The 22,444-nt window shown below is 60.8% G+C and carries 16 protein-coding genes and 1 pseudogene; 12 read left to right on the plus strand and 5 right to left on the minus strand.

All coding sequences use genetic code 11. The features are described 5' to 3' along the window. Nucleotides 1-189: 189 nt before the first annotated feature. The 5 genes and pseudogenes from ABLU73_RS02375 to ABLU73_RS02395 form a co-directional block, all read right to left on the minus strand. Entirely contained in the window at nt 190-1,230 is a 1,041-nt protein-coding gene (locus ABLU73_RS02375; RefSeq protein ID WP_017899237.1) for an NADP(H)-dependent aldo-keto reductase, read from the minus strand. 220 nt (nt 1,231-1,450) lie between these two features. Next, the gene (locus ABLU73_RS02380; RefSeq protein WP_264923740.1) at nt 1,451-1,669 is read right to left on the minus strand and encodes a YgdI/YgdR family lipoprotein; all 219 of its coding nucleotides are present in this window, start codon (nt 1,667-1,669) and stop codon (nt 1,451-1,453) included. A gap of 123 nt (nt 1,670-1,792) precedes the next feature. Next, nucleotides 1,793-2,506, minus strand: coding sequence for a TerC family protein (locus ABLU73_RS02385; protein WP_004205441.1), 714 nt, complete (start codon nt 2,504-2,506; stop codon nt 1,793-1,795). Between the two features lie 63 nt (nt 2,507-2,569). Continuing rightward, nucleotides 2,570-3,265, minus strand: a complete 696-nt coding sequence (gene mutH, locus ABLU73_RS02390) for a DNA mismatch repair endonuclease MutH (protein WP_023319078.1) — start codon at nt 3,263-3,265, stop codon at nt 2,570-2,572. Nucleotides 3,266-3,353: 88 nt separating this feature from the next. After that, nucleotides 3,354-3,494: pseudogene (locus tag ABLU73_RS02395) on the minus strand (hypothetical protein); the annotation flags it as partial. A 453-nt stretch (nt 3,495-3,947) separates the two neighbouring features. Between ABLU73_RS02395 and rppH the strand changes: the two are divergent. From rppH to recD, 12 genes are all read left to right on the plus strand, one after another. Then, a complete protein-coding gene (gene rppH / locus ABLU73_RS02400; protein WP_004205443.1) occupies nt 3,948-4,478 on the plus strand; it encodes an RNA pyrophosphohydrolase in 531 nt (176 codons plus the stop codon). Between the two features lie 12 nt (nt 4,479-4,490). Continuing rightward, nucleotides 4,491-6,737 carry a phosphoenolpyruvate--protein phosphotransferase gene (gene ptsP / locus ABLU73_RS02405; protein WP_004205444.1) on the plus strand — a complete coding sequence of 749 codons (2,247 nt, stop codon included), beginning with the start codon at nt 4,491-4,493 and terminating at the stop codon, nt 6,735-6,737. A 243-nt stretch (nt 6,738-6,980) separates the two neighbouring features. Next, the gene (gene lgt, locus ABLU73_RS02410; protein ID WP_004205445.1) at nt 6,981-7,856 is read left to right on the plus strand and encodes a prolipoprotein diacylglyceryl transferase; all 876 of its coding nucleotides are present in this window, start codon (nt 6,981-6,983) and stop codon (nt 7,854-7,856) included. Between the two features lie 6 nt (nt 7,857-7,862). Continuing rightward, nucleotides 7,863-8,657 (plus strand): thymidylate synthase, encoded by a 795-nt coding sequence (gene thyA, locus ABLU73_RS02415; protein WP_023319077.1) that lies wholly within the window; start codon nt 7,863-7,865, stop codon nt 8,655-8,657. A gap of 189 nt (nt 8,658-8,846) precedes the next feature. Further along, nucleotides 8,847-9,398 (plus strand): prepilin peptidase-dependent protein, encoded by a 552-nt coding sequence (locus ABLU73_RS02420; RefSeq protein WP_004205447.1) that lies wholly within the window; start codon nt 8,847-8,849, stop codon nt 9,396-9,398. Then, entirely contained in the window at nt 9,395-9,952 is a 558-nt protein-coding gene (locus tag ABLU73_RS02425; protein WP_072140377.1) for a prepilin peptidase-dependent protein, read from the plus strand. Before ABLU73_RS02420 ends, ABLU73_RS02425 begins: the two co-directional genes overlap by 4 nt. Then, a complete protein-coding gene (locus tag ABLU73_RS02430; protein ID WP_135683223.1) occupies nt 9,949-10,356 on the plus strand; it encodes a DUF2509 family protein in 408 nt (135 codons plus the stop codon). The genes ABLU73_RS02425 and ABLU73_RS02430 overlap by 4 nt, the downstream gene beginning before the upstream one ends. Further along, the gene (locus ABLU73_RS02435; RefSeq protein ID WP_023319073.1) at nt 10,341-10,664 is read left to right on the plus strand and encodes a prepilin-type N-terminal cleavage/methylation domain-containing protein; all 324 of its coding nucleotides are present in this window, start codon (nt 10,341-10,343) and stop codon (nt 10,662-10,664) included. Before ABLU73_RS02430 ends, ABLU73_RS02435 begins: the two co-directional genes overlap by 16 nt. Nucleotides 10,665-10,676: 12 nt before the next feature. Further along, on the plus strand, nt 10,677-14,054 hold the full coding sequence (recC, locus tag ABLU73_RS02440) for an exodeoxyribonuclease V subunit gamma (RefSeq protein WP_064178225.1): 3,378 nt from the start codon (nt 10,677-10,679) through the stop codon (nt 14,052-14,054). A 120-nt stretch (nt 14,055-14,174) separates the two neighbouring features. Beyond that, entirely contained in the window at nt 14,175-17,060 is a 2,886-nt protein-coding gene (gene ptrA / locus ABLU73_RS02445; RefSeq protein ID WP_264923732.1) for a pitrilysin, read from the plus strand. Next, entirely contained in the window at nt 17,057-20,593 is a 3,537-nt protein-coding gene (gene recB, locus ABLU73_RS02450; protein WP_348850052.1) for an exodeoxyribonuclease V subunit beta, read from the plus strand. The genes ptrA and recB overlap by 4 nt, the downstream gene beginning before the upstream one ends. Further along, a complete protein-coding gene (recD, locus tag ABLU73_RS02455) occupies nt 20,590-22,434 on the plus strand; it encodes an exodeoxyribonuclease V subunit alpha (protein WP_064187443.1) in 1,845 nt (614 codons plus the stop codon). The genes recB and recD overlap by 4 nt, the downstream gene beginning before the upstream one ends. Nucleotides 22,435-22,444 lie beyond the last annotated feature (10 nt).

Here is a 22,444-nt window from a genome sequence, read left to right on the forward strand (position 1 = left end):
GCGGTTGACTTGAAATCGTCGCCCCTGCCAGGCGCGCGGCAGAGAGAAACTCCCGGGTTGCGGCTTGCGCCTGATCCGGGCTACCGCGGCTACTGAGGCGGCTACCCGCCCTGGGTAGCGTAGGCCCGGTAAGGCGTAGCCGCCACCGGGCAATAACGCGACGCCAGAAGCTGGCGTCGACAGGTCGTGCTACGGTGCCGGGTAGGTATAAACCTGATGCACCGCTTCAATCTCCGCTAATACCTCTTCGCTCAGCTCAAGCTGCAAACTTTCCACGTTGGCCTGCAGCTGCGCCATGGTCGTCGCCCCCAGCAGGGTGCTGGCGACAAACCGCTGCCGACGCACAAAGGCCAGCGCCATTTGCGCCGGATCGAGGCCGTGACGTCGGGCGATATCCACATAGGCCGCCACCGCTTTCTGCGACTGCTCGCCGCTGTAGCGCGTAAAGCGGCTGAACAGCGTATTGCGCGCCCCCGCCGGCTTCGCGCCGTTGAGGTACTTCCCGGTCAGGGTGCCGAAAGCCAGGCAGGAGTAGGCCAGCAGCTCCACGCCTTCGAACTGACTCACTTCCGCGAGGCCGACTTCAAAGCTGCGGTTCAGCAGGCTGTAAGGATTCTGAATCGTCACGATCCGCGGCAGGTCGTGCTTATCCGCCAGGTGCAGATAACGCATCACGCCGAAGGCGGTTTCATTCGATACGCCGATGTAGCGGATCTTGCCGGCGCGCTGGAACTCGGTCAGCGCTTCGAGGGTATCCAGCAGCGTCACTGCAGGGGCGGCGTCGGCCCAGGTGTAGCCCAGTTTGCCAAAGCAGTTGGTGGGGCGCTGCGGCCAGTGTACCTGGTACAGGTCGAGATAATCGGTCTGCAGACGCTTCAGGCTGGCGTGCAGCGCCTCGCGGATATTTTTCCGGTCCAGGACGTGGTTTGGTCGAATACTGCTGTCGTTATTACGCGCGGGCCCGCTGACCTTCGAGGCGAGCACCAGCTTTTCGCGATTGCCGCGTTTCGCCAGCCAGTTGCCGACGTAGGTTTCGGTCAGCCCTTGGGTCTCCGGGCGCGGCGGGACAGGGTACATTTCGGCGACATCGATCAGATTGATGCCGTTGGCGACCGCGTAATCGAGCTGCTGATGGGCATCAGCTTCGCTGTTTTGCTCGCCAAAGGTCATAGTTCCCAGCCCGAGGGTGCTGATTTCAAGTGAACTGTGTGGGATACGGTGATACTGCATAGCCAGCTTCCTTTTTATTTATAAGGTCAGGCATTCCCCGACAAAGGAGTATCAACATGGCAGAGGGTGAGAAAAAGAGGAAGTAAAAAATCAAAAAAGCCGGGTGACGAGGAGGGGCGGTGGGTGGAACCCGCGGTGTCCTGGTGTGTCCCGACTCTTCTCAGAAGGCTGGTTGTCGGTAAGCGCAGCGTCAACAGAGGCTGGGGCCGACGGGGAAAAATTAACGCTTAATGATTTGCGAAACGTCGTCACGATTGATCTGCATTTTATTACCCTGCTGATCTTCGTAGCTGATAAGACCGGTATCGTCATCCACGGTAGGTTTACCGTCGGTCAGGATCATGCGCCCATCTTTGGTCGCCATGACGTAATCGCTGCTGCAACCGGAAACCAAGAACGCCAGTCCTACGGCGGAAATCAATACTGCCCATTTTTTCATCGTCATCACCTCTTGAGTCGCTGCACCCCATACCCATCTATTAATAGCCTGATTTGTGAGACATAAAAAGCAGTAAAGTCTGAAAAAGGGTTGCAGCCTGTGACCAGGCTGCAATTTTGTGGTTTACAGCGGGTTTTTCTTATTGCGCAGCAGGTTAAGACTCTCAACGGCAATAGAGAAGAACATGGCGAAGTAGATGTATCCCTTCGGCACATGGACGTCGAAACTTTCCAGCATTAGGGTAAAGCCAACGAGGATCAGGAACGACAGCGCCAGCATTTTCACCGACGGATGACGGTCAACGAAATCGCCGATAGGTCGTGCGGCGAACATCATTACCCCCACCGCAATCACGACCGCCGCCATCATAATAAACAGATGGTCCGACAGACCGACGGCGGTGATCACCGAGTCGAGGCTAAAGATGATGTCCAGCAGCATGATCTGCACGATGGCGCCGAGGAAGGAGTGAACGTTAGTTTTCAGCCCCTCCTCTTCACCTTCGATAGACTCATGGATCTCTTTACTGGCTTTCCAGATAAGGAACAGTCCGCCTAACAGCAAGATCAGATCGCGAAACGAAATCTCCTGACCGAGGACGGTGAAGAGCGGGTTGGTCAGCTTAACGACCCAGGCGATAGAGGCCAGCAGCGCCAGGCGCATGACCATCGCCCCCATTAAACCGATCCGTCGCGCGTGAGCGCGCTGGGCGGTGGGGAGCTTGGCCACGACCAGAGAGAGAAAAATAATATTATCGATCCCGAGCACGATCTCCAGCAGCGTCAAGGTGCCCAGCGCCAGCCAGGCGTTAGGATCGGTTATCCATGCAAATAACATTGTTCAAAGTCCTGCAAAATAGAAAGCAGCAATTATATGCACGCCCCAACGCAGAACAAAAAATTAATCGTGTTGTAACAAGAAATGGCGGGCGAGCAGGGCGGCGGTGAAATTCTTTTTCAGGTAGAAACCGCGCGGCAGGGTGAGGATCGTCTCCCCGCGGGCGCCGATGGCTTCGGTCAACGCCTTGCTGTTGGCCGCTTTCGGTCTTAACTGCAGCACCTCGCCGTGGCGGGCGGTAATGCGCTCCACCTCACCGAGGACAATAAGATCCATCAGCTCTTCCCAGTCCATGCGCAGCTGGCGCTCCTCTTCTTCGTTCGGACTCCACAGCAGCGGTGCGCCGACGCGCCGCGCCGCCAGAGGAATGGTGCGCTCTCCTTCCACCGGGATCCACAGGACGCGCTGCAGCTTATGCCGCACATGGCTGCTCTCCCAGGTGACGCCGCTATTGCCGGTTAACGGAGCGACGCAGACAAAGGTGGTCTCCAGCGGACGACCCCGGCTGTCGATAGGGATCGTTTTGAGCTCCACCCCCAGCGCGGCGAAATCCTGTTCGGGTTTACTGCCCGCGCTGGCCCCCAGCCACAGCTCCAGCAGGATGCCCGTCCAGCCTTTATCACGCTTCAGATCGCGGGGAATGGGGATCCCGGCCAGCGCCGCCAGCTCGCCCAGCGTATAGCCGGCCAGCTGTCGGGCCTGGGCCAACAGCTGTTCCTGACTTTGCGGCGGAGAGGAGAGAGGAGCGATAGCGGGCATAGGGCGACACCTTTGGCTAAAAAATGAGCGCTAATTTTGCGCGTTGTGGATAGAGTTTACCGTTTTCTGAGTAACTATACCAATCCCATGATTTATATGCCTTTTTAAGGTCATTGCGCTGCGGGTGAAAACCATGAAAACAGGTTTTCCAGAACTGGTCACTGACAATAAACAGGATCTTACACCATGTTATCCACAGAAAAGTGGGATAACTGGGGAAAAGCCCCACTACTGGTTCGATTTACAGCCTTGACGTGCGACGAAAATCGAATTTTTAGAGAAAATCTGCCCGCGACCTGCGCGTAATCTGTGGATAAAATCGACATTGTTCGATCTTTCATCAGTCGGCGGATCGTATGTGTGATGATCGTCACGTTATGCTGTAATAAGTGAAAGGAATATATTCTAACTTAATGAATATGCTATCATTATTATAAGGTGTTAGCGGTGCGATGTTCAGATTACTCCGGGTTTTCCCGGGTTAATTCCGTACTTCTTCACAACTCTATCCACAGAAAAAGTGAATAAAATCGGCCGTCGGGCGCTTTCGCTGTTTATAACTCTGGCAATTACTGTGAGTTATTCAAATGTTATCCGTTCTCAGTGTGCGAACAGAGTGGTTTACCGTTTCCGACGAGTGTGAAACAATCATTCACATTGAAGCTTATCTTGAGGTAGTCCGGTGATTGATGACGATGGCTACCGCCCAAATGTCGGTATTGTAATCTGTAATCGTCAGGGCCAGGTCATGTGGGCCCGACGCTATGGTCAGCACTCGTGGCAGTTCCCGCAAGGGGGCATAAATCCAGGAGAATCCGCAGAGCAGGCGATGTATCGGGAATTGTTTGAAGAGGTCGGGTTAAGCCGTAAAGATGTGCGGATCCTGGCCTCAACCCGTAACTGGCTGCGTTACAAGTTGCCTAAACGTTTGGTGCGTTGGGACACAAAGCCGGTTTGTATCGGCCAGAAACAAAAGTGGTTTCTTTTGCAGTTGATCGGTAACGACGCGGACATCAATATGCAAACCAGCAGCACGCCTGAATTTGATGGCTGGCGCTGGGTGAGTTACTGGTACCCGGTTCGTCAGGTGGTGTCGTTCAAACGCGACGTCTACCGCCGGGTGATGAAAGAGTTCGCCAGCGTAACCATGTCGCTGGCGGAGAGCGCCCCTAAGCCGCAAAGCGCGCCTGCTTATCGACGTAAAAGAGGTTAAGCCACGCACATTATGCTCACTCGGTTGCGAGAAATAGTCGAGAAGGTCGCGAGTGCGCCGCGTTTAAACGAGGCGCTGGATATTCTGGTGACAGATGTCTGCCAGGCGATGGAGACGGAAGTCTGCTCGGTTTACCTGGCTGACAATGACCGACGCTGCTATTACCTGATGGCCACCCGCGGGTTAAAAAAACCTCGCGGGCGCACCGTTGCGCTGGCGTTCGATGAAGGCCTGGTGGGGCTGGTTGGCCGCCTGGCGGAGCCCATCAACCTCGCCGATGCGCAAAAACACCCCAGCTTCAAGTATATCCCCGCCGTCAAAGAGGACCGCTTCCGCGCCTTCCTTGGCGTGCCGATCATCCAGCGCCGCCAGCTGTTGGGCGTGCTGGTGGTCCAGCAGCGTGAGCTGCGCCAGTTTGATGAAAGCGAAGAGTCTTTCCTCGTCACCCTCGCCACCCAGATGGCGGCGATCCTCTCCCAGTCCCAGCTGAACGCCCTGTTTGGCCAGTATCGTCAGACGCGCATTCGCGCTCTGCCGGCCTCTTCCGGGGTTGCGATCGCCGAGGGCTGGATGGACGTCAGCCTGCCGCTGATGGAACAGGTGTATGAAGCCTCGACGCTGGATACCGCCTCGGAACGTGAACGCCTGACCGGCGCGCTGGAAGAAGCGGCCAACGAGTTTCGTCGCTACAGCAAACGCTACGCCGCCGGCGCGCAAAAAGAGACGGCGGCGATCTTCGATCTCTACTCGCACCTGCTCTCCGACGCCCGCCTGCGTCGCGAGCTCTTTGCCGAAGTCGACAAAGGCGCCGTCGCCGAGTGGGCGGTCAAAAAGATCATTGAGAAGTTCGCCGAACAGTTTGCCGCGCTGAGCGACGGCTATCTGAAAGAGCGGGCCGGCGACCTGCGCACGCTGGGTCAGCGTCTGCTGTTCCATCTCGACGACAGTATTCAGGGCCCCAACACCTGGCCGGCGCGCATTATCCTCGTGGCGGACGAGCTGTCGGCCACCACCCTCGCCGAAGTGCCGCAGGATCGCCTGGCCGGCGTGGTAGTGCGCGATGGCGCCGCCAACTCCCATGCCGCCATTATGGTGCGGGCCCTTGGCATCCCAACGGTGATGGGCGCCGATATTCAGCCCTCGCTGTTGCATGGCCATACGCTGATTGTCGATGGCTATCGCGGTGAGCTGCTGGTGGATCCTGAACCTGTTCTGTTACAGGAATATCAGCGCCTTATCAGTGAAGAGAACGAGCTCAGCCGCCTGGCGGAGGACGATCTCCAGCGTGCGTCGGAGTTGAAAAGCGGCGAGCGGGTAAAAGTCATGCTCAACGCCGGCTTAAGCCCGGAGCACGAAGAGAAGCTCGGCAGTTTTGTGGACGGCATTGGTCTGTACCGTACCGAAATTCCCTTTATGCTGCAGAGCGGCTTCCCCTCTGAAGAGGAGCAAGTCGCCCAGTATCAGGGCATGCTGCAGATGTTTAACAGCAAACCGGTGACCCTGCGTACCCTGGACATCGGCGCGGATAAACAGCTGCCGTACATGCCGATCAGTGAAGAGAACCCATGCCTCGGCTGGCGCGGGATCCGCATCACCCTCGATCAGCCGGAGATCTTTTTGATCCAGGTGCGGGCGATGCTGCGCGCCAACGCCGCCACCGGCAACCTCAGCATTTTGCTGCCGATGGTGACCAGTCTGGAAGAGGTCGATGAGGCCCGCCGACTGATCGACCGCGCCAGTCGGGAAGTGGAAGAGATGATCGGCTACGCCATCCCGCGTCCGCGTCTGGGGGTGATGCTGGAGGTGCCGTCGATGGTCTTTATGCTGCCGCAGCTGGCCAGCCGGATCGATTTTATCTCGGTAGGAACGAACGACCTGACCCAGTACCTGCTGGCCGTCGACCGTAACAATACCCGGGTCGCCAGCATGTATGACAGCCTGCATCCTGCGGTATTGCGGGCGCTGGCGATGATCGCTCATGACGCGGAGCGCTTTGGCATCGATCTGCGACTGTGCGGCGAGATGGCAGGCGACCCGATGTGCGTGACGATCCTTGTCGGTCTCGGTTATCGCCACCTGTCGATGAACGGCCGCTCGGTGGCGAGGGTGAAATATCTGCTGCGCCGCATCGATATCGAAGAGGCGCAGGAGCTGTCTCGTCGCAGCCTCGAAGCCCAGATGACCGCCGAGGTGCGCCATCAGGTGGCGGCCTTTATGGAGCGTCGCGGTCTCGGCGGCCTGATCCGCGGCGGGCGGTAGCGATAGCCCGGGTGAGGCGTAAGCCGTAACCCGGGAATCCTCTGTTCACACCATCCGGCAAAATACAGCACAGCCGGTGAAACGGCTTCTGTTAGCATCCGTATACATATCTTTTACACGCCGGCGCGGATCGCACTCCTGGCTTATGCTATGATTCGCCTCCTTCGGCGTGCCCGTTTTAATCGGGCATGGATCATCACCGCTGTCCACTTTCGGCGGAATAACAAGTCTTTATGGTGACAGATGAATAGTGGCTACCTGCATTTTCCGGAGTTCGATCCGGTCATTTTTTCTCTAGGCCCGGTCTCCCTCCACTGGTACGGTTTGATGTACCTGGTGGGCTTTGTCTTTGCGATGTGGCTGGCCACCCGTCGGGCCAATCGTCCGGGCAGCGGCTGGACGAAAAATGAAGTGGAAAACCTGCTTTACGCGGGCTTCCTCGGCGTCTTTCTGGGCGGCCGTATCGGTTACGTGCTGTTCTACAACCTGCCGGTATTTCTTGCCGATCCGTTGTATCTGTTCCGCGTCTGGGACGGCGGCATGTCGTTCCACGGCGGCCTGATCGGCGTGATCCTGGTGATGATTATCTTCGCCAGACGCACCAAACGCACCTTCTTCCAGGTCTCCGATTTTATCGCGCCGCTGATCCCGTTTGGCCTTGGCGCCGGGCGTCTGGGCAACTTTATCAACGGCGAGCTGTGGGGCCGCGTGGACCCGAGCTTCCATTACACGATGATTTTCCCGGGCTCCCGTGCCGAAGATCTGGCGCTGCTGCCGACCCATCCGGAATGGCAATCGCTGTTTGATACCTACGGCGCGCTGCCGCGCCACGCGTCGCAGCTGTACGAACTGGCTCTGGAAGGCGTGGTGCTGTTTCTGATCCTGAACCTGTTTATCCGTAAACCGCGCCCGACCGGTTCCGTTTCCGGCCTGTTCCTGATTGGCTACGGCCTGTTCCGCATTATCGTGGAATTCTTCCGCCAGCCCGACGCCCAGTTCACCGGCGGCTGGGTGCAGTACATCAGCATGGGGCAGATTCTTTCGATCCCGATGGTGCTTGCGGGTATCATCATGATGGTTTGGGCTTACCGCCACCGTCCGCAGCAACTGAATTCTTGAGGAACCATGAAACAGTATCTTGATTTGATGCAGAAAGTGCTCGCCGAGGGCACGCCAAAAAATGACCGCACCGGCACTGGCACGATCTCTATTTTCGGCCATCAGATGCGTTTTAACCTGCAGGAAGGCTTCCCGCTGGTGACCACCAAGCGCTGTCATTTACGCTCCATCATCCATGAACTGCTGTGGTTCCTGCAGGGCGACACCAACATCGCCTATCTGCACGACAACAACGTCACCATCTGGGACGAGTGGGCAGATGAAAATGGCGACCTGGGACCGGTCTACGGCAAACAGTGGCGTTCCTGGCCTGCGCCGGACGGTCGTCATATCGACCAGATCAGCACAGTGATGGACCAGCTGAAAAACGACCCGGACTCCCGCCGGATCATCGTCTCGGCGTGGAACGTCGGCGAGCTGGATAAAATGGCCCTGGCGCCGTGCCACGCCTTCTTCCAGTTCTACGTCGCTGACGGCAAGCTCTCCTGCCAGCTGTATCAGCGCTCCTGCGACGTATTCCTCGGCCTGCCGTTCAACATCGCCAGCTACGCGCTGCTGGTGCATATGGTGGCGCAGCAGTGCGATCTGCAGGTCGGCGATTTCGTCTGGACCGGTGGCGACACTCATCTGTACAGCAACCATCTCGAGCAGACCAATCTGCAGCTGAGCCGCGAACCGCGTCCGCTGCCGAAGCTGGTCATCAAACGCAAGCCGGCGTCGATATTCGACTACCGCTTTGAAGACTTCGAGATTGAAGGTTACGATCCGCACCCGGGAATCAAAGCGCCGGTGGCGATTTAACCCCCTCTGCAGATATGACCAACCGGCGTCTGATGGCGCCGGTTTTTTTATGCCGTTTTCACCACCTGAATAGGGGGGCTACCCTCGTTGCCATTACGATAGGAACGCTTCATCCCGCCCGCTGGCCGCAGGCGTTGGTGGGCGGGAAAGCTGGAAAGAGGCTCGCAAAAAAATGTTCTGCTGTTGGTCATGCAAACCTTTTTTGCGTGTCTGGCCGGGAAAGCCATTTTCCGTCGTCGCGCCAGGGCTAACCGCAGCGGCATACTCTGCGCCATGAACAGAGAACATGGTTATACCCTGATGGAAACCCTGGTGACGCTGACGTTAATGATGATCCTCAGCGTCGGCGGCCTGTACGGCTGGCAGCGCTGGCAGCAGCAGCAACGACTGTGGCAAACCGCCGTCCAGGTGCGGGATTTCCTGGTTTTCCTGCGCGATGACGCCAACGCCTACAACCGGGACCGCGTGCTTCGCGTCGGCCAGGATGAAGAGGGATGGTGCCTGAGTGCCCAGGGGGAGGGGCCGGCGTGCGCCTCCGGGTCGCCCTTAACGCTGCGCCCGCGCTGGCCGGGGATCTCGCTGGCAGGCGTCACCCCTGGCCTGGGATTCTATGGCCTGCGCAGCACCGCCTGGGCGGGGAATCTGCGTCTGCAGAGCGAGGCCGGCAGCTGGAGCATTGTGATTTCACACTGGGGGCGGATTCGTTTATGCCGCAGTGACAGCGCAGGAGGATGTCAGTGAGCCGCCGCGGATTTTCCCTCGCGGAGGCGCTTATCGCCATGGCGATAGGCTCGCTGCTGCTGATCGGCGCCTGCCGCTTTCTACCCGCTCTGCAGCGCCATATTCTGCGTCAGGGCGAACAGCTGGCCCTGGAGAATGAACTGTGGCAGCGGGTGCATGCCGTGGGGAAGCATCTGCAGCGCGCCGGATACTGCCGGGGAGTGTGCGGCGGAGCCGGGCTGGAGCTTGCCGCCGACGGCGAGTGCCTGATTGTGCGCTGGGACGCGAACAGCAATGGGACATGGGAAACCTCCCCCGCGGCAGCGGCGGAGAGCACCGGCTTTCGCCTGCGCGACGGCGCGCTGGAGACTCTGCGCGGAGCCAGCGACTGCCGCGGCAGCGGATGGGAGAAAATCACCAATCCGGCCGCTATCGTGGTGACGCGCTTTGCGGTGCAGCGTCGGCTGACCGAGGGCTTCGCGCCGGAGCTGAGCGTGACGCTGACAGCGCGCTCTGCCCGGCAGATGGGTCTGGCGGCCGAGGTGGAGCAGCGGGTGACGGGGTATAACCTGTGATCCGCCAGCGTGGAATGTCGTCGCTGTTGATGGTGCTCCTGTTGCTGACTCTCGGCAGCCTGCTCCTGGAGGGGCTTAACCTGCAGCAGCGGGCGCTGCTGGCGCAAACCACCAGCGAAACGCAGGCGATCCGCGATACGGCGGTGGCCCATTCGGCGCTACAGTGGGGAAAACAGCAGGCCTGGTCGGCGCAGGCGCCGCTGACCTGCCGCGAGCAGGCGCAGCAGGGCTGGCGCGCCTGTCTGCGCATCTTCGACGACGGTTCGCTGCTGCTCAGCAGCGCCAGCGGCGAGGTGCAGGTCTGGCAGTCCGGCGAGGTGCGCGGCGGGCAAGTGCATTTCTCCGCCCATGGCTGGAGCGATTTTTGCCCGCTCAGGGAGGTGAGCCTATGTCAAATGCCATGAAGCGCCAGCGGGGTTTTAGCCTGCCGGAGACCGTTCTGGCGATGGCGCTGATGGTGCTAACGGTCACCGCGCTGGGCGGCTATCAGCGCGGAATGGCGCAAGGGGTCCACCAGCTCAACCAGACGCGTCAGCTATGGCGCGACGCCTGGCGCTATAGTCAGCTCTCTGCGCCGTCTCCGCCGGCAGGCGGACAGGTAAGCCGTATGCAGACATCGGCGCAAAGATGTGTCAGCATCACGGTAACGATCAGTATGCCCGTTGCAAAGCGGGCGCAGATGACCCGGCTGCATTGCCCGGTCAGCCAGTAGTCAGGAGCAATTATGTTAAGGGTTTACCACTCAAACCGGCTGGATGTTCTCGAGGCGTTGATGGAGTTTATCGTCGAGCGCCAGCGGCTGGATGACCCTTTTCAGGCTGAAATGGTGCTGGTGCAGAGTACCGGTATGGCGCAGTGGCTGCAGATGACCCTGGCCTCGCGCTTCGGCATTGCCGCCAACATCGAGTTCCCGCTGCCGGCGAGCTTTATCTGGGATATGTTCGTGCGCGTCCTGAAGGATATCCCTGGCGAAAGCGCCTTCAGCAAGCAGAGCATGAGCTGGAAGCTGATGACTCTCCTGCCGCAGCACCTGGAAGAGGACGATTTTATCCTGCTGCGCCAGTATCTGAGCGATGACGGCGACAAGCGCAAGCTGTTTCAGCTGGCCGCCCGGGTAGCGGACCTCTATGACCAGTATCTGGTTTATCGCCCGGAATGGCTGATGCGCTGGGAGGCCGACCAGCGGGTTGACGGCCTCGGCGACGCCCAGCAGTGGCAGGCGCCGCTGTGGAAAGCGCTGGTGCGCTATACCGCCGAGCTGGGGCAGCCGCAGTGGCACCGCGCCAATCTCTATCAGCGCTTTATCAGCGCCCTGGAAAAGGCGGATGAACCGCCCGCCGGGCTGCCGTCGCGCGTCTTTATCTGTGGAATTTCCGCGCTGCCGCCGGTCTACCTACAGGCGCTGCAGGCGCTGGGTAAGCATGTCGATGTCTATGTGCTGTTCACCAACCCCTGCCGCTATTACTGGGGTGATATTAAAGATCCGGCATTCCTGGCGAAGCTGCTATCGCGTCAGCGGCGCCATCACCGCGAGGCGCGCGCGCTACCCCTGTTTCGCGACACCGAGCAGGCGCCGGGGTTGTTTAATGACGCCGGGGAGCAGGATGTCGGCAACCCGTTGCTCGCCTCCTGGGGCAAACTGGGGCGCGATTATATCTACCTGCTGGCGGGGCTGGAGCGCTATGAGGAGCTGGACGCCTTTGTCGATATCGTTCCCGATAACCTGTTGCATAATCTGCAGTCGGATATCCTCGAACTGCGCAACGCGGCGGTGGCCGGGCAGAGCGCGGAGGCTTTCGCCCACAGTCGCGACAAACGTCCGCTGGCGCAGGATGACCGCAGCCTGAGCATTCATGTCTGCCACAGTCCGCAGCGTGAAGTGGAGGTTCTGCACGATCGGCTGCTGGCGATGCTGGAGGCGGATCCGACGCTCACGCCGCGGGATATCATCGTCATGGTGGCGGATATCGACAGCTACAGCCCCTATATACAGGCGGTGTTTGGCGCCGCCAGCGGCGACCGCTGGCTGCCGTGGGCGATCTCCGATCGCCGCGCCCGCGAGTCGCACCCGGTGCTGCAGGCGTTTATCACTTTGCTCTCGCTGCCCGACAGCCGCTTCGCCAGCGAAGATGTGCTGGCGCTGCTGGACGTGCCGGTGCTGGCGGCGCGCTTTAACATCAATGAAGAGGGGCTGCGCTACCTGCGCCAGTGGGTCAACGAGTCCGGGGTCCGCTGGGGAATGGATGACGACAACGTCCGTGAGCTGGACCTGCCGGCGACCGGCCAGCACACCTGGCGGTTCGGCCTTACCCGCATGCTGCTGGGCTACGCGATGGACAGCCGGGAGGGCGAATGGCAGTCGGTGCTGCCCTATGACGAATCCAGCGGTTTGATCGCCGAGCTGGTAGGTAACCTCGCATCGCTGCTGATGCAGCTTAACCTGTGGCGACGCGGTCTCGCCCAACAGCGGCCGCTGGCGGAGTGGCTGCCGGTCTGTCGCGATCTGCTGAATGACTTTTTCCTGCCGGACAGTGAGACCGAAGCGGCGCTGGCGCTGATTGAGCAGCAGTGGCTGGCGGTGATTGATAGCGGTCTGGAGGCGCAGTATGGCGACCAGGTGCCGTTGACGCTGCTGCGCGATGAGCTGGCCCAGCGCCTCGATCAGCAACGGATCAGCCAGCGCTTTCTCGCCGGCCCGGTCAATATCTGCACCCTGATGCCGATGCGCTCTATTCCTTTCAAAGTGGTTTGCCTGCTGGGGATGAACGATGGGGTTTATCCGCGAACGCTGCCGCCGCTGGGTTTTGATTTAATGAGCCAGAAGCCGCAGCGCGGCGACCGCAGCCGGCGCGATGATGACCGCTACCTGTTCCTGGAGGCGCTGATGTCCGCCGAACAGACGCTGTATATCAGCTACATCGGCCGTTCTATCCAGGACAACAGCGAGCGCTTTCCCTCGGTGCTGGTGCAGGAGCTGGTGGATTACGTCGGCCAGAGCCACTGTCTCGCCGGCGATGAGGAGCTTGATTGCGACGCCAGCGAGGCGCGGGTTAAAGCCCACATCACCCATCTGCATACCCGCATGCCGTTCGACGTCGCCAATTTCCAGGATAACGAGAATAAGAGCTACGCCCGGGAATGGCTGGCTGCCGCCGGCCAGCAGGGTGAGGCGCATAGCGACTTCATTCAACCGCTTACCCCGCCGCCGATAGACAGCCTGCCGTTCGAGCAGCTCCTGCGCTTCTGGCAGCACCCGGTTCGCGCGTTCTTTCAGCAGCGTCTGCGGGTCAATTTCCGTGCGGAAGAGGATGATATTCCCGATGACGAGCCCTTCACCCTGGAAGGGCTGAGCCGTTATCAACTGAACCAGCAATTGCTTAATACCCTTATCGAGGAGCAGGACGTCTCGGCCATGTTCCGCCGCTTCCGCGCCGCCGGCGAGCTGCCGTATGGCGCCTTTGGCGAACTGGTGTGGGAGACGCAGCGACTGGAGATGCAGGCCCTGGCCGAGCGGGTGATGGCCGAGCGCCAGCAGGCGCAGAGCATGGAGATCGATCTCCAGTGCGGCGGCGTAAATCTGACCGGCTGGCTGCAGCAGGTGCAGCCGGACGGGCTGCTGCGCTGGCGGCCTTCGCTGCTGAGCGTCTCCCAGGGGATGCAACTTTGGCTGGAACACCTTGTCTACTGTGCCAGCGGCGGTACCGGCGAGAGCCGGCTGTTTGTGCGTAAAGAGGGAGAGTGGCGTTTTCCGCCGCTGGCGCCCGCCGAGGCGCAGGCGTACCTGAATGAGCTGGTGGATGGCTATTTGCTGGGGATGTCGCAGCCGCTGCTGCTGCTGCCGGAAAGCGGTGGCGCCTGGCTGAAAGCCTGTTATGACGCCGAAAAGGATGTCATTTTAATGGACGAAGAGACGCAGCAGAAAGCGCGGAGCAAATTCCTGCAGACCTACGAAGGTAACATGGTGGTCAGCGGGGAGGGGGCCGATATCTGGTATCAACGCCTGTGGCGTTCGCTGGAGCCGGCGCATTACGAAGAAATCATTGCCCAGACGCAGCGTTATCTGTTACCGCTATATCGTTACCATCAGTCCACACAAATTTAAATAGTATAAAAATTGCGCAGTGAATGGCGGTTCATTTATTATGCGCAACGTATCACGGACTGATGGACATAAAAGGCTGCACGCTGTGCAGCGCAAGTTTGTTAATGATGAGGTTCGTGAATGCCCCGCAGTTTATGGTTCAAGATTTTTGTTGTGCTGGCCGCCCTCTGGGCGCCGTTTAGTCAGGCCGACACCGGATGGCAGCCTGTTCAGGAGACGATCCGCAAAAGCGAAAAAGATACACGTCAGTATCAGGCGATCCGTCTTGATAACGACATGGTCGTGCTGCTGGTTTCCGATCCGCAGGCGGTGAAATCGCTGTCGGCGCTGGTGGTACCGGTGGGATCCCTGCAGGATCCGGCCGATCATCAGGGTCTGGCGCATTTTCTGGAACATATGACGCTGATGGGGTCACAAAAATATCCCCAGCCTGACAGTCTGGCAGAGTTTCTTAAACTGCACGGCGGCAGCCATAACGCCAGCACCGCGCCCTACCGCACCGCGTTCTATCTCGAAGTGGAGAATAATGCGCTGGACGGGGCCGTAGACCGCCTGGCGGATGCCATTGCCGCGCCGCTGCTGGATAAAAAATATGCCGACCGCGAACGTAACGCGGTCAACGCCGAGCTAACCATGGCCCGGACGCGAGACGGGATGCGCATGGCCCAGGTCAGCGCAGAAACCATTAACCCGGCTCACCCGGCGGCCCACTTCTCTGGCGGCAACCTCGAGACGCTCAGCGATAAGCCCGGCAGCCCGGTACTTGATGCGCTGCATACCTTCCGCGATAGCTGGTACTCCGCCAATCTGATGAAGGCGGTGATCTACAGCAACAAGCCGTTGCCGGAGCTGGCGCGCATGGCCGCTGACACCTTTGGCCGCGTGCCGAATCGTCAAATCAGCAGGCCGGAAATAAGCGTGCCGGTGGTAACCGATGCGCAAAAAGGCATCATTATTCACTATGTGCCGGCGATGCCGCGTAAAGTGCTGCGCGTCGAGTTTCGCATCGACAACAACAGCGATCGCTTCCGCAGCAAAACCGATGAGCTGGTCACTTACCTGATCGGCAACCGTAGCCCGGGGACGCTTTCCGACTGGCTGCAAAAGCAGGGACTGGCGGAAGGCATCCGCGCGGATTCTGACCCGGTGGTGAACGGCAACAGCGGCGTGCTGGCGATCTCTGCCACCCTCACCGATAAAGGCCTGGCGCACCGCGACGAAGTGACGGCGGCCATATTCAGCTACCTCGACCTTCTGCGTACCCAGGGCGTCGACAAACGTTACTTTGACGAGCTGGCGCATGTGCTGGCGCTGGATTTCCGCTATCCGTCGATCAACCGTGATATGGATTACGTGGAATGGCTGGCGGATACCATGATCCGGGTGCCGGTCGAGCATGCGCTGGACGTGGTCAACATTGCCGATCGGTACGACCCGCAGGCGATTAAAGACCGGCTGGCGATGATGACCCCGCAGAACGCGCGCATCTGGTATATCAGCCCGCAGGAACCGCATAACAAGACCGCCTATTTTGTTGATGCGCCGTATCAGGTGGATAAGATTAGCGAGCAGACCTTCGCTGACTGGCAGCAAAAAGCGCAGGCCATCAAGCTGCAGCTGCCGGTGCTCAACCCCTATATTCCGGATGATTTCACCCTCATCAAAAGCGATAAAGCCTGGCCGCACCCGCAGCTGATCCTCGATGAACCGACGTTGCGGGTGGTTTATGCCCCGAGCCAGTATTTCGCCAGCGAACCGAAGGCGGATATCTCCCTGGTGCTGCGTAATCCCCAGGCGATGGACAGCGCTCGCCGGCAGGTGATGTTTGCCCTCAATGATTATCTCGCCGGCATCGCCCTCGATCAGCTTAGTAACCAGGCGGCGGTCGGCGGCATTTCGTTCTCCACCGGCGCCAATAATGGGTTAATGGTCAATGCCAACGGCTACACCCAGCACCTGCCGGCGCTGTTCAGCGACCTGCTGCAGGGATACTTCAGCTATACGCCGACCGAGGAGCAGCTGGAGCAGGCCAAATCGTGGTATGCGCAAATGATGGATTCCGCTGAGAAGGGCAAAGCCTACGATCAGGCGATAATGCCGATCCAGATGGTCTCCCAGGTACCGTATTTCCAGCGCGAAGTACGCCGGGCGTTGCTGCCTTCCATCACTTTGCAGGAGGTGCTCGACTACCGCGCCAACCTGAAAACCAAGGGGCGCCCTGAACTGATGGTGATCGGCAATATGTCCGCCGATGCCGCCACGACGCTGGCTCGCCAGATCCAGCAGCAGCTGGGCGCTGACGGCAACGAATGGTGTCGCAATAAAGATGTGGTGGTGAACCGGCAGCAGCTGGCGATCTTCAACAAAGCGGGCAACAGCACCGACTCTGCGCTGGCCGCGGTGTTCGCGCCGCCCAACGTGGATGAGTTCAGCAGCACCGCCGCCAGCACCCTGCTGGGACAGATTATTCAGCCGTGGTTCTATAACCAGCTGCGTACCGAAGAGCAGCTCGGCTACGCGGTCTTTGCCTTCCCGATGAACGTGGGACGTCAGTGGGGCATGGGCTTCCTGCTGCAAAGTAGCGATAAGCAGCCGGCTTTCCTCTGGCAGCGGTTCCAGGCCTTCTTCCCCACCGCGGAGGCGAAGCTGCGGGCGATGAAGCCGGAAGAGTTTGCCCAGATCCAGCAGGCGGTGATAAGCCAGATGCTGCAGGCGCCGCAGACGCTGGGCGAAGAGGCATCGAAACTGAGCAAAGATTTCGATCGCGGTAATATGCGTTTTGATTCACGTGATAAAGTAGTGGCTCAGATTAAACTGCTGACGCCGCAAAAACTTGCTGACTTCTTCCATCAGACGGTGGTGGAGCCGCAGGGCATGACGATATTGTCCCAGATTTCCGGTAGCCAGAATGGCAAAGCGGACTATGCCCAGCCGGCAGGCGGAAAAGTGTGGGAAAACGTCAGCGCATTGCAGCAATCCTTACCCCTGATGCGAGAGAATGAATGACCGACACCGCTGAGTCTTTGGATCCCCTGCGCTTGCCCTTGAGGGGCGAGCGCCTGATAGAAGCCTCTGCGGGCACCGGAAAAACCTTTACCATCGCCGCGCTGTATCTGCGGCTGCTGCTGGGGCTGGGCGGCGAGGCCGCCTATCCCCGCGCCATCAGCGTTGAAGAACTGCTGGTGGTGACCTTTACCGAGGCGGCGACCGAAGAGCTGCGCGGGCGTATCCGCAGCAACATCCACGAGCTGCGCATCGCCTGTATGCGCGGTGAATCCGATAACCCGCTCTACAGCGCGCTGCTGGCGGAGATCGTCGATAAAGACGACGCCGTAAAGACATTGCTGCTGGCTGAACGGCAGATGGACGAGGCGGCGGTGTTCACCATCCACGGTTTTTGCCAGCGGATGCTGAGCCTTAACGCCTTCGAATCGGGCATGCTGTTCGAGCAGCAGCTGATAGAGGATGAATCCCGCCTGCGCTATCAGGCCTGCGCCGACTTCTGGCGCCGTCACTGTTATCCGCTGACCCGCGATATCGCGGCGGTGATCCACGATGTCTGGAAAGGGCCGCGCGATCTGCTGAAGTCCCTTGACCGCTGGCTGCAGGGCGAAGCGCCGCAGCTTAAGTCGCCGCCAGCCGCCGACGAGACGCTGGCCGAACGCCATCAGCAAATCATCGACCGCATTGACTCGCTCAAGCAGCAGTGGCGCGAGCAGGTGGGCGAGATCGAAGGCGTGCTTGAAGATTCGGGTCTTGACCGGCGGAAGTTCAATCGCGGCAACCAGGGCAAATGGCTTGAGAAAGTGACCGCCTGGGCGCAGGAAGAGACGTTGAGCTATCAGTTACCCGACGCGCTGGAAAAATTTGCCCAGTCGTTTCTGCTTGAGCGTACCAAAGCCGGTGGCGAACAGCCCGTACATCCTCTGTTTAGCGCCGTAGAATCGCTGCTGGCCTCGTCGCTGACGCTCACCGATCTGGTGCTGGCGAGAGCGATGGTCGAGATCCGCGATGCGGTCGCGCGCGAAAAGCGCCGCCGCGGCGAGCTGGGGTTTGACGATATGCTCAGCCGGCTTGACGAGGCGCTGCGCGGCGACAGCGGCGAGGCGCTGGCTAGCGCCATTCGCCAGCGTTTTCCGGTGGCGATGATCGACGAATTTCAGGATACCGACCCCCAACAGTACCGGATTTTCCGCCGTATCTGGCGCCAGCAGCCGGAGACGGCGCTGCTGCTGATCGGCGATCCGAAGCAGGCCATCTACGCCTTTCGCGGCGCCGATATCTTTACCTATATGAAAGCGCGCGGCGACGTTGCCGCGCACTATACGCTAGACACCAACTGGCGCTCCTCGCCGGGCATGGTGGGCAGCGTCAACCGGCTGTTCAGCCTCAGCGATAACCCCTTCATGTTTCGCGAGATCCCGTTCCTGCCGGTGAAGGCGGCGGCGAAGAACCAGGGGCTGCGCTTTACCGTTGACGCGGCGGACGTACCGGCGATGAACGTCTGGTTGATGCCCGGCGACACCGTGGGCGCCGGCGATTATCAGACGTTTATGGCGCAGCTCTGCGCCACGCAGATCCGCGACTGGCTAAGCGCTGGTCAGCAGGGGCGCGCGCTGCTGTGGCGTGGGGAAACCTCGCGCCCGGTGCAGGCTTCGGATATTACCGTGCTGGTGCGCAACCGGCTGGAGGCGGCGCAGGTGCGTGAAGCGCTGCAGGCGCTGGGCATCCCTTCGGTCTACCTCTCCAACCGCGACAGCGTTTTTGAGACGCTGGAGGCCCAGGAGCTGCTCTGGCTGCTGCAGGCGGTGTTGTCCCCGGAGCGGGAAAATACCCTGCGCAGCGCGCTGGCGACCTCGATGTTTGGCCTGACCGCGCTGGATATTGAAAATCTCAATCAAGATGAGCAGGCGTGGGACGCGCTGGTGGAGGAGTTCAGTGAATACCGCCAGATCTGGCGTCAGCGCGGGGTGATGCCGATGCTGCGGGCGCTGATGACGGCCCGGCATATCGCCGAGAACCTGCTGGCGACCCGGGGCGGCGAGCGGCGCTTAACCGACATATTGCACATCAGCGAACTGCTGCAGGAGGCGGCCAGCCAGCTGGAAAGCGAGCATGCCCTGGTGCGCTGGCTGACGCAGCATATCGCCGAGCCGGACAGCAACGCTGCCAGCCAGCAGATGCGTCTGGAAAGCGATAAGCACCTGGTGCAAATCGTCACTATTCATAAGTCAAAAGGGCTGGAATATCCCCTGGTCTGGCTGCCGTTTATCGCCCGGTTTCGCAAACAGGACCAGGCGTTCTATCACGATCGCGAGACGTTCGCGGCGGTGCTGGATCTGGGCCAGGATGAGGCCAGCCTCGAACTGGCGGAGGCGGAACGGCTGGCGGAAGATCTGCGCCTGCTGTACGTCGCCTTGACCCGCGCGGTCTGGCACTGCAGCCTCGGCGTAGCGCCCCTCAGCAGCCGAAAGTCCGGCAACAGCGATTTTCATCTAAGCGCCCTGGGGCGGCTGCTGCAGGCGGGCGAAGCCATGGATGCCGCCGGGCTGGCCGCGCGCTTAGCGGACTTCTGCCATGGCGATATTGCATTGCAGAGGCCGGGCGAGCTGGATCTGACCCCGTGGCAGGCGCCGGCGGCGAGCATCCCCCCGCTATCGGCGCGCGAGCTGCAGCGCCGCATCGCCGATGACTGGCGGGTAACCAGCTATTCCGGTCTGCAGCAGCATGGCTTCAGCAGCGGGCAGGATCTGCTGCCACGTCTGGATATCGATGCCGTCGGCGTCGGCGAGGTGGTGGAAGAGCCGCAGCTGACCCCGCACCAGTTCCCGCGCGGCGCTGCGCCGGGGACCTTCCTGCACAGTCTGTTTGAGGAACTGGACTTTACCCAGCCGGTGCCGGACGGATGGATGGCGGAGAAACTGCAGCTGAGCGGATTTGACGCACAGTGGGCGCCGGTGCTGACCGACTGGCTGGGGGGCGTGCTGAAGACCCGCCTGCCGGGGCCGGATATCGCGCTCAATCAGCTTGCGGCGCGGGATAAACAGGTGGAAATGGCATTTTACCTGCCCATCGCGCAGCTGCTGACGGCGGAGCGCCTTGATGCGCTTATCCGCCAGTACGATCCCCTTTCCGCCGACACGCCGCCGCTGGATTTCCGCCAGGTGCGCGGCATGCTGAAGGGTTTTATCGATCTGGTCTTCCGCCACGAAGGCCGCTATTACCTGCTGGATTACAAATCCAACTGGCTGGGGGAAGATCGCGAGGCCTATACCCGGCCGGCGATGGAGCAGGCGATGCGGGCCCACCGCTACGATCTGCAGTATCAGCTGTACAGCCTGGCGCTGCACCGCTATCTGCGCCACCGGCTGGCCGATTACGACTATGACCGCCACTTCGGCGGCGTGATTTATCTCTTCCTGCGCGGCATGGACGGTCAGGAGGGGGGGCAGGGGATCTTCACTACCCGGCCGGTGCGACCGCTGATTGACGGTCTGGATCAGCTTTTTGCCGGAGAAACTCAGGAGGAGGCCTCATGACTTTTGATCAACTACTGCTGGCGGCGGTGGAGCAGCGTCTGCTGCGGCCGCTGGACGTCCAGTTTGCCCTGATGGTGGCGCAAAACGACCCGCCGGCGGTCAAGCTGGCGGCGGCCTTGCTGAGCCGTGATGCCGGAGAGGGGCACGTGTGCCTGCCGCTCTCGCGGCTGAGCGGCGACGAGGCGCTGAGCGGGAAAGCGGGGGAGATCCGCGATCGGCTGCTGGCCGACGCCGGCGCGCCGGAGGACTGGCCCGCGCTGCTGCTCGCTTCGTCGGCGGTGAGCTGCGGCGATGCCCCGGCGCCGATGATTTTATGCGGCGACCGGCTCTATCTGAACCGGATGTGGCGCAACGAACTGACCGTCGCCCGCTTCTTCAACGAAGCCAACCGGGTGCTGGAGATGGATGAGGCCCGGCTGGCGGCAACCCTCAATGCCCTGTTCCCTGCCACCGGCGAAACCGACTGGCAAAAAGTGGCCGCGGCGGTGGCGCTGACCCGCCGCATCTCGGTGATCTCCGGCGGTCCCGGGACCGGGAAGACCACCACCGTGGCCAAACTTCTGGCGGCGCTGATCCAGATTGAAGATAGTCCGCGCTGTCGTATTCGTCTGGCGGCGCCGACGGGGAAAGCGGCGGCGCGCCTGACCGAATCACTGGGCGCGGCGCTGAGAAAACTGCCGCTGACCGACGCGCAGAAAGCGTTGATTCCCACCGAGGCCAGCACGCTGCATCGTCTGCTGGGCGCCCAGCCAGGCAGCCAGCGCATGCGCTATCACGCCGGCAACCCGCTGCATCTCGACGTGCTGGTGGTGGATGAAGCCTCGATGATCGACCTGCCGATGATGTCGCGGCTCATCGACGCGCTGCCGGCTCACGGGCGGGTGATCTTCCTCGGCGATCGTGACCAGCTGGCCTCCGTAGAAGCGGGGGCGGTGCTGGGCGATATCTGCGCCTGGGCGAGCTCGGGCTACACCGCCGCGCGGGCGCAGGAGCTGACCCGGCTGACCGGTTCGCCGGTACCAGCGGGCGAGGGGGCTATCGCTGGCGCGCTGAGAGACAGCTTGTGCCTGCTGCAAAAGAGCTATCGCTTCGGCAGTCACTCCGGCATCGGGAGCCTGGCGCGGGCGGTGAACGCTGGCGCGCGCGCGGAGATGAAGGCCACGCTGCGCCAGCCGTTTGACGATATCGCGCTTCATCCCCTCAGTACGACCGAAGAGTACGAAGCCATGCTCGGCGCGGCCCAGCAGGGCTATGAGCGCTACCTGCAGCTGCGCCGCGAGCGGGCGGAACCGCAGGCCATGCTGGCCGCCTTCAGCGAGTTTCAGCTGCTGTGCGCGCTGCGGGAAGGGCCGTACGGCGTGAGCGGCGTCAATGAGCGGCTGGAGCAGCGGCTCAACCGCCAGCGGGCGATCGCCCTGCCGCGCCACTCCCGCTGGTATGACGGCCGGCCGATTATGATCGCGCGCAACGACAGCGCGCTGGGGCTGTTTAACGGCGATATCGGCATCGCCCTGGAGCGCAACGGCGAGCTGCGGGTATGGTTCCTGATGCCCGACGGCGCCATCAAGTCGGTGCAGCCGAGCCGCCTTCCGGAGCATGACACCGCCTGGGCGATGACCGTGCATAAATCGCAGGGCTCCGAGTTCGACCATGCGGCGCTGATCCTGCCGGCGCGCAGCGTTCCTCTGGTGACACGCGAACTGGTCTATACCGCGATCACCCGCGCAAAACGGCGATTGTCGCTCTATGCCGACGAGCAGGTGCTCTCCCAGGCCATTGTGACCCGCACCGAGCGGCGCAGCGGCCTGGCGGAGATTTTCGCCGGGTGTGAAGCCCCCTGAGACGCCGGGT

This window comes from Klebsiella sp. GG_Kp175 (assembly GCF_040062325.1).
In the GTDB taxonomy this organism is placed as follows: domain Bacteria; phylum Pseudomonadota; class Gammaproteobacteria; order Enterobacterales; family Enterobacteriaceae; genus Klebsiella; species Klebsiella quasipneumoniae.